Origin of the sequence: Azohydromonas lata NBRC 102462 (assembly GCF_001571085.1) — a bacterium.
GTDB lineage: Bacteria > Pseudomonadota > Gammaproteobacteria > Burkholderiales > Burkholderiaceae_C > Azohydromonas > Azohydromonas lata.
In genome coordinates, this window is record NZ_BCTC01000004.1 from 124,797 (window position 1) to 136,780 (window position 11,984).

Here is an 11,984-nt window from a genome sequence, read left to right on the forward strand (position 1 = left end):
ACCCTGCCATGACGACCGCCTACTACAGCCATCCCGCGTGCCGCGCGCACGACATGGGCGCGGGGCATCCGGAGTGTCCGCAACGGCTGGACGCCATCGCGGACCACCTGCGTGCCACGGGCCTGGACATCGCCCTGGACTGGCGCGAGGCCCCCCTCGCGCGCATCGAGGACCTGGAACTGGCGCACAGCGCCCACTACGTGCTGGAGATGCAGGACCTGCTGCAGCGCCTGCGCGACGAGGGCGAGCGCCACGCCCTGGACCCCGACACCTACGCCGGCCCCGCCACCTGGGACGCCGCGCTGCGCGCCGCGGGCGCCGCCGTGGCGGCCACCGACGCCGTCATCGACGGCAGCGCCGGCAGCGCCTTTTGCGCCGTGCGCCCGCCCGGCCACCACGCCACGCGCGACCAGGCCATGGGCTTTTGCTTCTTCAACAACGTGGCCGTGGCCGCGCGCCACGCGCTGGACGTGCGCGGCCTGCAGCGCGTGGCCATCGTCGACTTCGACGTGCACCACGGCAACGGCACCGAGGACATCGTGGCCGGCGACGAGCGCGTGCTGATGCTCAGCTTCTTCCAGCACCCGCTGTACCCCGGCAGCGGCGCCGTGCCCCTGGGCACCAACATGGTCAACGTGCCCGTGCCGCCCTACACGCGCGGCCCCGAGGTGCGCCAGCTCATAGACGCGATGTGGATGGAGCGGCTGGAGGCCTTCCGGCCGGAGATGGTCTTCTTCTCCGCCGGCTTCGACGCCCACCGCGACGACGACCTGGGCCAGCTTGGCCTGGTGGAGGCCGACTACGCCTGGATCACCCGGCGCATCAAGGACGTGGCCGACCGCCACGCCCAGGGCCGCATGGTCTCCTGCCTGGAAGGCGGCTACGACCTGGGTGCGCTCGCGCGCAGCGTGGCCGCGCACCTGCGCGTGCTGGCCGGGCTGGAGCACTGAAGCCCGCGCGGCGCGGGCCGCACATCCTGAGCACTGAACAATGAACCGGCCGCGCTGCCCTGGGCAGCGCGGCCGCGGCGCCCGTGGCGGTGCCGCAAGACACAAGAGGGGAAGGCATGAATCCAACCGATCTGCAGGCGCTGCTGGAGGCGCTGACGCACCGCGGCGTGCTCGTGGAGCTGGGCACGCTGGCCGGCTGCCTGGGCGGGGCTTGGGCGCTCACTTGGCTGCTGCGCGGGCGACAGCCCCGCGCGCCGGGCGTGTGGTTTGGCGACCACCTGGTGGACGGCGTGCTGCTGCCCGCGCTGGCGCTGGCGGCCGTGCTCACGGCGCGCTGGGCGCTGCACTCCAGCGGCGTGCTGGTGCGGCCGGCGCTGCTGCAACTGGCCGTGCCCATCCTGGCGTCGCTCTTGATCATCCGCGTGGGCGTGCGGGTGCTGCAGGTGGCGTTTCCGCGCTCGGAGCTGGTGGGCGTGGCGGAGCGCACGCTGTCATGGGTGGTGTGGATTGGCCTGGTGCTGTGGCTCACCGGCGCGCTGCCGCTGCTGCTGGGCGAGATGGAGGACATCCGCTGGAAGGTGGGCGGCAGCAGCGTGACGCTGCGCAGCCTGGTGGAGGGCGGCCTCTCCACGGTGGTGGTGATGGTGCTGGTGCTGTGGCTGTCCTCGGCGATAGAGACGCGGCTGCTCTCCGGCGCCACGGAGCCGGGCTTCGGCGGCAACCTGTCGCTGCGCAAGATCGCGGCCAACGCCACGCGGGCGCTGCTGCTGCTCGTGGGCCTGCTGCTGTCGCTGTCGGCCGCGGGCATTCCGCTGGCGGCGTTGTCGGTGTTCGGCGGCGCGCTGGGCGTGGGCATCGGCTTTGGCCTGCAGAAGCTGGCCGCCAACTACGTCTCGGGCTTCGTGATCCTGGCCGAGCGCTCGCTGCGCATAGGCGACGTGGTGAAGGTGGACAACTTCGAGGGCCGCATCACCGACATCAACACGCGCTTCACGGTCGTGCGCGCGCTCAACGGGCGCGAGTCCATCGTCCCCAACGAGATGCTGATCACGCAGCGGGTGGAGAACCTCTCGCTGTCCGACCCGCGCGTGGTGCTGAGCAGCCTGGTGCAGGTGCCCTACGGCACGGACATCGACGCGCTGATCCCGCGCCTGGTGGAGGTGGTGCGCGCCGTGCCGCGCGTGCTGGCCGAGCCGGGCCCGGCGGTGCAGCTCACGAGCTTTGCCGCCGACGGGCTGGAGCTCACCGTCTCCTACTGGATAGGCGACCCCGAGAACGGCTTTGGCGGCGCGCGCAGCGACGTCAACCGCGCGCTGCTGCGCACGCTGCAGACGCTGCACATCGACATTCCCTTCCCGCAGCGCGTGGTGCAGGTGCAGGCCGCGCCGGGGGCCGAGGCCGCGGCGCAACTGCTGCAGCAGCCTGCGCAGCCCGTGCCGCCGCCCGCGCCGTCGCAACCCGCCGTGCCGCAGCCGGCCGCGCTGCAGGCACCCGTGCTGGCGGCGGTGCCGGCCGCCATGGCCCAAACACAGCCGCCGGGCATGGCGTCCTGAGGAGCGCGCCGCGCGGCGTGAGCTTTGGCACGCGCGCCGCCACCGCGGCGCGGGCGGGCGCAAGTGGAGGGTCGATCCGAGAAATAAGCGGCGCGTGCCGGCGCTGCGCCGCCCTTAGGCTGCGGCCACCGCACGCCACACGCATGGCGAGCCCGCCACCTTCCACCTTGCGCACTCCATGAAGCAGACCCTGACCGCCGCCGCGCTCCTGGCGGCCTGTTCCGCCTTTGCCGGCGACGTCTACATGGGTGCCGGCCTGCCCGGCATACAGCTGGGCTACGCGCAGCCGCTGTCCGACAGCTTCACGCTGCGCGCCGACTTCAGCACCCTGGGCCGGCTGCACCGCACGCGCAGCGACAACAACCTCGACTACGACACCAAGCTCAAGGTGGATCGCCTGGGCCTGTTCGCCGACTGGTTCTTCACCGGCAACTGGCGCGCCGTCGGCGGCCTGACGCTCAACCGCGCCCGCGCCGACCTGCGCGGCAGCGGCAACGGCAGCACCATCACCATAGGCAACACGACCTACGTGGCCGGCCCCGGCGAGGGCTTCGACGTGGACGTCAAGTTCCCGCGCGCCATGCCCTACCTGGGCCTGGGCTACGGCCACAAGGGCCAGGCGGTCAAGGGCTGGAAGATGGCTTTCGACGCCGGGCTGGCGTTCGGCAAGCCCAGGGTGAGCGGCACGGTGCGCGGTGCGCTGCTGTCGCAGGCGGTGTCGCAGGCCGACATAGACCGCGAGCTGGCCGACATCCGCGACGACGCCAACAAGCTCAAGGGCATTCCGCAGCTCAGCCTGTCGGTGAGCTACCGGTTCTGACGGGGACGCGCGGCGGCCGACGGCCGCGGCAAGAAAAAACGGCGCCCGCGGGCGCCGTTTTCATTGCAGGGCAGGGGAGCCCTGGGCGTGCCGCGTCAGGCCACGGCCACGGGGATCTTGCCGATCTTGGCCTGCCACTCGGCCGGGCCGGTCTGGTGCACGCTGGTGCCGGTGGCGTCCACGGCCACGGTCACGGGCATGTCCTTGACGTCGAACTCGTAGATGGCTTCCATGCCCAGGTCGGCGAAGCCCACCACCTTGGCCGACTTGATGGCCTTGGACACGAGGTAGGCGGCGCCGCCCACGGCCATGAGGTAGGCGCTCTGGTGCTTGCGGATGGCCTCGATGGCGGCGGGGCCGCGCTCGGCCTTGCCCACCATGGAGATCAGGCCCGTCTGGGCCAGCATCATCTCGGTGAACTTGTCCATGCGCGTGGCGGTCGTCGGACCGGCCGGGCCCACCACCTCGTCGCGCACCGGATCGACCGGGCCGACGTAGTAGATGACGCGGTTGGTGAAGTCCACGGGCAGCGGTTCGCCCTTGGCCAGCATGTCCTGGATGCGCTTGTGCGCGGCGTCGCGGCCGGTGAGCATCTTGCCGTTGAGCAGCAGCGTGTCGCCGGGCTTCCAGCTGGCGACTTCTTCCTTGGTCAGCGTGTCGAGGTTGACCTGCTTGCTCTTGTTGTAGTCCGGCGCCCAGGCGACGTCAGGCCACAGGTCCAGGCTGGGCGGCTCCAGGTAGGCGGGGCCGGAACCGTCGAGGACGAAGTGCGCGTGGCGCGTGGCGGCGCAGTTGGGGATCATGGCCACCGGCTTGGACGCGGCGTGCGTCGGGTAGGTCTTGATCTTGATGTCCAGCACCGTGGTCAGTCCGCCCAGGCCCTGCGCGCCGATGCCCAGCGCGTTGACCTTCTCGTACAGCTCCAGGCGCAGCTCTTCGAGCTTGTTCTGCGGGCCGCGCTGCTGAAGCTCGTACATGTCGATGTCTTCCATCAGCGCTTCCTTGGCCAGCAGCATGGCCTTCTCGGCCGTGCCGCCCACGCCGATGCCCAGCATGCCCGGCGGGCACCAGCCCGCGCCCATCAGCGGCACGGTCTTGAGCACCCAGTCCACCAGGTTGTCGCTGGGGTTCATCATCACGAACTTGGTCTTGTTCTCGCTGCCGCCACCCTTGGCGGCCACGGTGACGTCGATCGTGTTGCCCGGCACCACGGACATGTGCACCACGGCGGGCGTGTTGTCCTTGGTGTTCTTGCGGGCAAAGATGGGATCGTCCAGCACCGAGGCGCGCAGCACGTTGTCCGGGTTGAGGTAGCCGCGGCGCACGCCTTCGTTGACGGCGTCCTCGATGGAGCCGCTGAAGCCTTCGAGCTTCACGTCCATGCCGATCTTCAGGAAGACGTTGACGATGCCGGTGTCCTGACAGATCGGACGCCGCCCCTCGGCCGACATCTTGGAGTTGGTCAGGATCTGCGCGATGGCGTCCTTGGCCGCGGGGCTTTGCTCGCGCTCGTAGGCGCGGGCAAGGTGCGTGATGTAGTCGGCCGGGTGGTAGTAACTGATGTACTGCAGCGCGGCGGCGACGCTGTCGACGAGATCGCTCTGGCGGATGATCGTGGTCATGGGGTGCACCGGGGGGTGTTAGGGGGCAAACCCGCCAAGTTTACCGGGCAGCCTGAGACGAGGCTGACGGCCCCGGAAAGCGCCGCGCCGGGGCGTGCGGCTTGCTGCCTGGGGCGCGAGCATCGTTCAGTGCTTGGCGCCGCCGTTGTTGTGCGGCAGCAGCCGGTCGGTCATGGCGATGGCCATGGCCGACAGGAGAAAGGCGACGTGGATGATGGTCTGCCACATCAGCACCTTCTCGGTGTAGTTCTCGGCGTTGATGAAGGTCTTGAGCAGGTGGATGGAGCTGATGCCGATGATGGCCGTGGCCAGCTTCACCTTGAGCACCGAGGCGTTGACGTGGCTGAGCCACTCGGGCTGGTCGGGGTGGCCTTCTAGGTTCATGCGCGAGATGAAGGTCTCGTAGCCGCCCACGATCACCATGATCAGCAGGTTGGAGATCATCACCACGTCGATGAGCCCCAAGACCACCAGCATGATCACGGTCTCGTTGAGCTTGGGCTCCCAGTCCGGCCCGGCCTTGTAGCCGATGCTCTTGACCAGGCTCTCCAGCGCCTGCGTGTCGCCGAGTCCGGCCTGCACCAGGTGCATCAGCTCCACCCAGAAGTGAAAGACGTACACGATCTGCGCCAGGATCAGGCCCAGGTACAGCGGCAGCTGCAGCCAGCGGCTGGCAAAGATCATGTTGGGCAGGGGGCGCATGCGCACCTGCGTTGGGTCCGGAAGGCGAGCCATGGTCGACAAGTGGTTGAAAAGACGGGCCATTCTAGGGTTAGCCCTTGCTGCGCCGCAGCAATGAGTAAGCCCTTAGTCAGCCGCTTTGGACACAGTGATCCGGTCTGCCCAAATGACCTTTTTCAGGGCGCCCAAACATCTCTAACGCACAGGAACGCAGGAGACATCCATGAGCGAAGCCGAAACCAAGCTGTACCAGCCCGCCGAAGACGTGAAGAAAACTGCTTACGTCGCGGGCATGGAGGCTTACCAGGCTCTGGTGGCTGAAGCCGAAGCCGATTACGAAGGTTACTGGGGCCGCCTGGCCAAGGAGCTGGTGAGCTGGAAGCAGCCGTTCACGCAAGTGCTGGACAGCTCCAACGCGCCGTTCTTCAAGTGGTTTGCCGACGGCAAGCTCAACGCCTCCTACAACTGCCTGGACCGCAACGTCGAGGCCGGCAAGGGCGACAAGACCGCCATCATCTTCGAAGCCGACGGCGGCGAAGTCACCAAGGTGACCTACAGCGAGCTGCTGGAGCGCACCTGCCGCCTGGCCAATGCGCTCAGGGCGCAAGGCGTGAAGAAGGGCGACCGCGTCGTCATCTACATCGCCATGGGCATTGACGGCGTGGTGGCCATGCAGGCCTGTGCGCGCATCGGCGCCACGCACTCCGTGGTGTTCGGCGGCTTCTCGGCGCAGTCGCTGCGTGACCGCATCGAGGACACGGGCGCCAAGCTCGTCATCACCGCCGACTACCAGGTGCGCGGCGGCAAGCAGCTGCCCCTGAAGGGCATCGTGGACGAGGCCCTGACCCTGGGCGGCTGCGAGGCCGTCACCAAGGTGCTGGTGGTCAAGCGCACCGGCGCCCAAGTGAACATGACCGAAGGCCGCGACGTCTGGATGGACGACGCCCTGGCCGGCCAGGAAGCCACCTGCGAGCCCGAGTGGGTCGAGGCCGAGCATCCGCTGTTCCTGCTCTACACGTCGGGCTCCACCGGCAAGCCCAAGGGCGTGCAGCATTCCACCGGCGGCTACCTGCTGCACGCGATGCTGACCACCAAGTGGACCTTCGACCTCAAGGACGATGACGTCTTCTGGTGCACGGCCGACATCGGCTGGGTCACGGGCCACACCTACATCACCTACGGCCCGCTGGCCCTGGGCGGCACGGAAATCGTGTTCGAAGGCGTGCCCACCTACCCGGACGCCGGCCGCTTCTGGAAGATGATCCAGGACCACAAGGTCACCGTGTTCTACACGGCTCCCACGGCCATCCGCTCGCTGATCAAGGCCGCCGAGAGCAACGAGGCCGTGCACCCCAAGAGCTACGACCTGAGCTCGCTGCGCATCCTGGGCTCGGTGGGCGAGCCCATCAACCCGGCCGCCTGGGAGTGGTACCACCAGCACGTGGGCGGCAGCCGCTGCCCCATCGTGGACACCTTCTGGCAGACCGAGACCGGCGGCCACATGATCACGCCGCTGCCGGGCGCCACCCCGCTGGTGCCGGGCTCGTGCACGCTGCCCTTCCCGGGCATCCAGGCCGCGGTGGTCGATGAGACGGGCAAGGAAGTGCCCTGGGGCCAGGGTGGCATCCTGGTGGTCAAGAAGCCTTGGCCGTCCATGATCCGCACCATCTGGGGCGACCCCGAGCGCTTCAAGAAGAGCTACTACCCCGAGGACTTCAAGGGCCAGCTGTATCTGGCCGGCGACGGCGCCATCCGCGACGCCAAGACGGGCTACTTCACCATCACCGGCCGCATCGACGACGTGCTCAACGTTTCCGGCCACCGCATGGGCACGATGGAGATCGAGTCCGCTCTGGTGGGCTGCACCGAGCTGGTGGCCGAAGCCGCCGTGGTGGGCCGTCCCGACGACACCACCGGCGAAGCCATCTGCGCCTTCGTGGTCCTGAAGCGTCCCCGCCCCACGGGCGATGAAGCCAAGGCCATTGCCAAGCAGTTGCGCGACTGGGTGGGCAAGGAAATCGGCCCCATCGCCAAGCCCAAGGACATCCGCTTCGGCGACAACCTGCCCAAGACCCGCTCCGGCAAGATCATGCGCCGCCTGCTGCGCTCGGTGGCCAAGGGCGAGGCCGTCACGCAGGACACCTCCACGCTGGAAAACCCGGCCATCCTGGACCAGCTCGGCCAAGCCTACTGAGCCGGCTGATGCGCCCGCCGCTGGTTGCTAAGGCAACCGGCAGTGTGTGATCCTTTGAAAACGCCCCGCGCCGCGGGGCGTTTTTCATGGATGCGTGGTCCTGATGCGCGGCGGGACCGGACGAAAAAAAGCCCTGCGGCGCAGGGCTTTCTTGGCTTTGGGCCGGTGCCGAATTACTTCAGCGACAGTACCCACTTGACCAGGGTCTTGGCCTCGTCGGCCGACACTTGCGGGTTGGCGGGCATGGGCACCGGACCCCAAACGCCCGCGCCGCCCTTCATGACCTTCTCGGTCAGCTTGGCTTCGGCGGTCTTGTCACCGGCGTACTTCTTGGCCACTTCCTGGTAGGCGGGACCGACCAGCTTCTTGTCCACGGCGTGGCAGGCCAGGCAGTTCTTCTTCTGGGCCAGTTCCAGGTTGGCGAAGGCGGGGGTGGAAACAACCGCCGCGGCGGCAACGATCACGGGAAGCAGGGACTTCATGATTTCCTTTCGGGCTGCGGGATTCGATCTGTATATGTCGAGGTGCGCTACAGGCACAAAGCCTGCAACGCAATGATACGGGTCGCGGTTGACGGGGCCCTGACCACCGTCAGCTTCAGTCGAACTTGTCCAGCACGGCGCCCGTGGAGGCGCTGCTGGCGTTGCGCGCGAACTTGGCCAGCACGCCGCGGGTGTAGCGCGGGGCGGGCTGGCGCCAGGCGTCGCGGCGGCGTTGCAGCTCGGCATCGTCCACGTTGAGCTGCAGCAGCAGCCGGTGCGCGTCTATGGTGATGGAGTCGCCCTCGTGCACCAGCGCGATGGTGCCGCCCTCGAAGGCCTCCGGCGCCACGTGGCCCACCACCATGCCCCAGGTGCCGCCGGAAAAGCGCCCATCGGTGATCAGGCCGACGCTCTCGCCCAGGCCCTGGCCTATGAGCGCGCCGGTGGGCGCGAGCATCTCCGGCATGCCGGGCCCGCCCTTTGGGCCCAGGTAGCGCAGCACCATCACGTCGCCGGCCTTGATCTGGCCGGCCATGATGGACGCCAGCGCCGACTGCTCGTCGTCGAACACCCGCGCCGGGCCGGTGATGACGGGGTTCTTCAGCCCGGTGATCTTGGCCACGCAGCCTTGCGGCGACAGGTTGCCCTTGAGTATGGCCAGGTGGCCCTGGGCGTAGATGGGGCCGGCGACGGGGCGGATGACGGGGTTGTCGGCGGTCAGGTCCGGCACGTCGGCCAGGTTCTCGGCCACGGTCTTGCCGGTGATGGTGATGCAGTCGCCATGCAGCAGCCCGGCCTTGAGCAGCTCCTTCATCACCACGGGGATGCCGCCGGCGCGGTGCAGGTCCACGGCCAGGTACTTGCCGGAAGGCTTGAGGTCGCAGAGCACGGGCACGCGCTGGCGGATGCGCTCGAAGTCATCGATGTCCCACTGCACGCCCGCGGCATGCGCGATGGCCAGGAAGTGCAGCACCGCGTTGGTGGAGCCGCCGGTGGCCATGATCACGGCCACGGCGTTCTCGATGCTTTCGCGGGTGACGATGTCGCGCGGCTTGAGGTCACGCTTGACCGCCTCCACCAGCACGGCGGCGGCACGGCGGGTGCTTTCCAGCTTGGCGTCATGCGGGTTGGCCTCGGTGGAGGAGTAGGGCAGGCTCATGCCCAGCGCCTCGAAGGCCGAGCTCATGGTGTTGGCGGTGTACATGCCGCCGCAGGAGCCGGTGCCGGGAATGGCACGCCTTTCTATCTCGCAGAAATCCTCTTCGGACATCTTGCCGGCGGTGAACTGGCCCACGGCCTCGAACACGCTCACGATGTTGAGGTCCTGCCCCTTGTAGTGGCCGGGCAGGATGGTGCCGCCGTAGACGTAGATGGCCGGCACGTTGGCGCGCAGCATGCCCATCATCCCGCCGGGCATGTTCTTGTCGCAGCCGCCGATGACGAGCACGCCGTCCATCCACTGGCCGCCCACGCAGGTCTCCACGCAGTCGCTGATGACCTCGCGCGACACCAGCGAGTACTTCATGCCCTCGGTGCCCATGGCCATGCCGTCGCTGATGGTGGGCGTGCCGAAGAGCTGCGCGTTGGCGCCGGCGGCCTTGAGGCCATCGACTGCCGCATCGGCCAGCCGCTGCAGGCCGGAGTTGCACGGCGTGATGGTGGAGTGGCCGTTGGCCACGCCGATCATGGGCTTGCCGAAGTCGCCCTCGGTGTAGCCCATGGCGTAGTACATCGAGCGGTTGGGCGCGCGCGCCACGCCCTCGGTGATGTTCCTGGAACGGCGGTTGACGCTCATGAGTCTGCTCCTGCGCTGAAGTGGTCGCCGACACGCGGGCAATGGCCGGGCCTTGCCGGCGCGCAGAAGTATGCGGCCGGCCTTGGCGGCCGTTTTCCAATGGGTCTGCCGCCAGTGGCTGTTTCCGGCTGCCAACGGCAAGTGGAGTGGCGGCCCGCGGCGGCGACAATCCGTCCCCTCTGAAGGAGGACATCGCCGATGCTCGTGCACCCACAGTTCGACCCCATTGCCCTGTCGTTGGGCCCGGTGCAGGTGCACTGGTATGGGCTGACCTACATGGCGGCCTTCGGCCTGTTCCTGCTGCTGGCGGCGCGCCGGGTGCGGCAGCCGTGGTTCGAGCAGGCCGGCTGGACGCGGCGCGACGTGGAGGACCTGCTCTTTTTCGGCGTGGTGGGCGTGGTGCTGGGCGGGCGCCTGGGCTATGCGCTGTTCTACAAGCCCGGCTACTACGTGATGCACCCGCTGGAGATCTTCATGGTCTGGCGCGGGGGCATGTCCTTCCATGGCGGCCTTCTGGGTGTGCTGGCGGCCATGGCGCTGTACGCGCGGCGGCGCGGGCGGCGCTTTTTGGAAGTCACGGACCTGATCGCGCCCTGCATCCCCGTAGGCCTGGCCTGCGGGCGCATCGGCAACTTCATCAATGGCGAGCTCTGGGGCAGGGCGGCCGACCCCAGCCTGCCCTGGGCCATGGTCTTCCCCCAGTCGGGTTCCGACATTCCTCGCCACCCCTCGCAGCTCTACCAGTTCGGCCTGGAAGGCGTGCTGCTGTTCGTCCTGTTGTGGCTGTACGCGCGCAAGCCGCGTCCGGTGGGACAGGTGTCGGGCGCATTCCTGATCGGCTACGGCTTCTTCCGCTTCGTGGCCGAGTACTTCCGCGAGCCCGACAGTTTCCTGGGGCTGCTGGCGCTCAACATGAGCATGGGCCAGTGGCTGTGCGTGCCCATGATCGCCGCGGGCGTGCTGTTGTGGACGGCGTCCCGCCGGCGTGCCGGCTAGCATCGCGGGCATGCGACAGATCTTCCTCGATACCGAAACCACCGGCCTGAGCCCCGAGAACGGCGACCGCATCGTCGAAATCGGCTGCGTCGAGATGGTGGCGCGCCGCCTGAGCGGGCGCAGCAAGCACTTTTATCTGAACCCGGAGCGCAAGAACCACGAGGAGGCGGTGCGCATCCACGGACTGACGGACGAGTTCCTGTCCGACAAGCCGGTGTTCGCCGCGGTGGCCGACGAGTTGATGGAGTTCCTGGCCGGGGCGGAAATCATCATCCACAACGCGCCCTTCGACGTCGGCTTTCTCAACGAGGAGTTGCGCCGCTTGGGCCGGCCGCCGCTTGGGCAGCATGTCGCGCAGATCACCGACAGCCTGTACATGGCGCGCGAGCTCTATCCGGGCAAAGCCAACTCGCTGGATGCGCTCTGTCGTCGTCTGGAAGTCGACAACACCAGCCGTACTTTCCACGGCGCGTTGCTGGACGCGGGACTGCTGGCAGAGGTCTACATCCGCATGACGCGCGGGCAGAACGCGCTGGTCATGGAGGAGGAAGAGGAGGTCGTTGTTGTCGAGGAGGAAATTCCGGCTATAGACCTAACGCAGTTCGATCTGCCGGTGTTGCGCGCGACCGAGGCCGAATGCCTGGCGCACGAGGCCGTTCTGGCAGAACTCGATAAATCTGCAGGGGGTATTGCGCCCTGGCGAAAACTCATGCCATAATTGCGGTCTTCCGGGACAGGAACAAAACGAATCCCGGGCGGTTAGCTCAGCGGTAGAGCACTGCCTTCACACGGCAGGGGTCGCAGGTTCGAACCCTGCACCGCCCACCAAATCGAGTTTCGCAGCGTTATTTGCTGAGAGGCTTTGGTTTCAAGGGTTTGGAGACGTGGCCT

Annotated in this window: 10 protein-coding genes and 1 tRNA gene; 7 read left to right on the forward strand and 4 right to left on the reverse strand. The window is 68.0% G+C overall.

All coding sequences use genetic code 11. The features are described 5' to 3' along the window. Nucleotides 1-8 precede the first annotated feature (8 nt). From ALA01S_RS03140 to ALA01S_RS03150, 3 genes are all read left to right on the forward strand, one after another. Nucleotides 9-950, forward strand: coding sequence for a histone deacetylase family protein (locus tag ALA01S_RS03140; RefSeq protein ID WP_066331911.1), 942 nt, complete (start codon nucleotides 9-11; stop codon nucleotides 948-950). Nucleotides 951-1,066: 116 nt separating this feature from the next. Then, nucleotides 1,067-2,503, forward strand: coding sequence for a mechanosensitive ion channel family protein (locus tag ALA01S_RS03145; RefSeq protein WP_084267164.1), 1,437 nt, complete (start codon nucleotides 1,067-1,069; stop codon nucleotides 2,501-2,503). A gap of 178 nt (nucleotides 2,504-2,681) precedes the next feature. Then, the gene (locus ALA01S_RS03150) at nucleotides 2,682-3,323 is read left to right on the forward strand and encodes a hypothetical protein (RefSeq protein ID WP_066331913.1); all 642 of its coding nucleotides are present in this window, start codon (nucleotides 2,682-2,684) and stop codon (nucleotides 3,321-3,323) included. A 95-nt stretch (nucleotides 3,324-3,418) separates the two neighbouring features. Here ALA01S_RS03150 and ALA01S_RS03155 read toward each other — a convergent pair whose 3' ends face one another. Both ALA01S_RS03155 and ALA01S_RS03160 read right to left on the reverse strand, forming a co-directional pair. Continuing rightward, complete coding sequence (locus ALA01S_RS03155; RefSeq protein WP_066331915.1) at nucleotides 3,419-4,945, reverse strand: fumarate hydratase; 1,527 nt, start codon at nucleotides 4,943-4,945, stop codon at nucleotides 3,419-3,421. 126 nt (nucleotides 4,946-5,071) lie between these two features. Then, nucleotides 5,072-5,647 (reverse strand): TIGR00645 family protein, encoded by a 576-nt coding sequence (locus ALA01S_RS03160; RefSeq protein ID WP_157118730.1) that lies wholly within the window; start codon nucleotides 5,645-5,647, stop codon nucleotides 5,072-5,074. A gap of 202 nt (nucleotides 5,648-5,849) precedes the next feature. Here ALA01S_RS03160 and acs point away from each other — a divergent pair, with 202 nt between their 5' ends. After that, nucleotides 5,850-7,820, forward strand: a complete 1,971-nt coding sequence (gene acs, locus ALA01S_RS03165) for an acetate--CoA ligase (RefSeq protein WP_066331919.1) — start codon at nucleotides 5,850-5,852, stop codon at nucleotides 7,818-7,820. A gap of 173 nt (nucleotides 7,821-7,993) precedes the next feature. Here acs and ALA01S_RS03170 read toward each other — a convergent pair whose 3' ends face one another. Beyond that, nucleotides 7,994-8,302, reverse strand: a complete 309-nt coding sequence (locus ALA01S_RS03170; protein WP_157118731.1) for a c-type cytochrome — start codon at nucleotides 8,300-8,302, stop codon at nucleotides 7,994-7,996. A gap of 115 nt (nucleotides 8,303-8,417) precedes the next feature. After that, nucleotides 8,418-10,097: a dihydroxy-acid dehydratase gene (ilvD, locus tag ALA01S_RS03175; protein ID WP_066331921.1), complete on the reverse strand. Its 1,680-nt coding sequence runs from the start codon at nucleotides 10,095-10,097 to the stop codon at nucleotides 8,418-8,420. Nucleotides 10,098-10,295: 198 nt separating this feature from the next. On the opposite strand from ilvD, the gene lgt reads away from it, so the two are divergent. The 3 genes from lgt (at nucleotide 10,296) to ALA01S_RS03190 (ending at nucleotide 11,921) form a co-directional block, all read left to right on the forward strand. Then, a complete protein-coding gene (lgt, locus tag ALA01S_RS03180; RefSeq protein WP_066331924.1) occupies nucleotides 10,296-11,093 on the forward strand; it encodes a prolipoprotein diacylglyceryl transferase in 798 nt (265 codons plus the stop codon). Between the two features lie 10 nt (nucleotides 11,094-11,103). Then, nucleotides 11,104-11,811, forward strand: a complete 708-nt coding sequence (gene dnaQ / locus ALA01S_RS03185; protein WP_066331968.1) for a DNA polymerase III subunit epsilon — start codon at nucleotides 11,104-11,106, stop codon at nucleotides 11,809-11,811. A gap of 35 nt (nucleotides 11,812-11,846) precedes the next feature. Further along, nucleotides 11,847-11,921: transfer RNA gene (locus ALA01S_RS03190), tRNA-Val, on the forward strand. Nucleotides 11,922-11,984 lie beyond the last annotated feature (63 nt).

Excerpts from the sequence above, each read along its gene's own strand:
- ilvD (WP_066331921.1), bottom strand. The coding sequence starts at position 10,097 with ATGAGCGTCAACCGCCGTTCCAGGAACATCACCGAGGGCGTGGCGCGC.
- acs (WP_066331919.1), top strand. The coding sequence starts at position 5,850 with ATGAGCGAAGCCGAAACCAAGCTGTACCAGCCCGCCGAAGACGTGAAG.
- ALA01S_RS03160 (WP_157118730.1), bottom strand. The coding sequence starts at position 5,647 with ATGCGCCCCCTGCCCAACATGATCTTTGCCAGCCGCTGGCTGCAGCTG.
- ALA01S_RS03170 (WP_157118731.1), bottom strand. The coding sequence starts at position 8,302 with ATGAAGTCCCTGCTTCCCGTGATCGTTGCCGCCGCGGCGGTTGTTTCC.
- dnaQ (WP_066331968.1), top strand. The coding sequence starts at position 11,104 with ATGCGACAGATCTTCCTCGATACCGAAACCACCGGCCTGAGCCCCGAG.
- lgt (WP_066331924.1), top strand. The coding sequence starts at position 10,296 with ATGCTCGTGCACCCACAGTTCGACCCCATTGCCCTGTCGTTGGGCCCG.
- ALA01S_RS03145 (WP_084267164.1), top strand. The coding sequence starts at position 1,067 with ATGAATCCAACCGATCTGCAGGCGCTGCTGGAGGCGCTGACGCACCGC.
- ALA01S_RS03155 (WP_066331915.1), bottom strand. The coding sequence starts at position 4,945 with ATGACCACGATCATCCGCCAGAGCGATCTCGTCGACAGCGTCGCCGCC.
- ALA01S_RS03140 (WP_066331911.1), top strand. The coding sequence starts at position 9 with ATGACGACCGCCTACTACAGCCATCCCGCGTGCCGCGCGCACGACATG.
- ALA01S_RS03150 (WP_066331913.1), top strand. The coding sequence starts at position 2,682 with ATGAAGCAGACCCTGACCGCCGCCGCGCTCCTGGCGGCCTGTTCCGCC.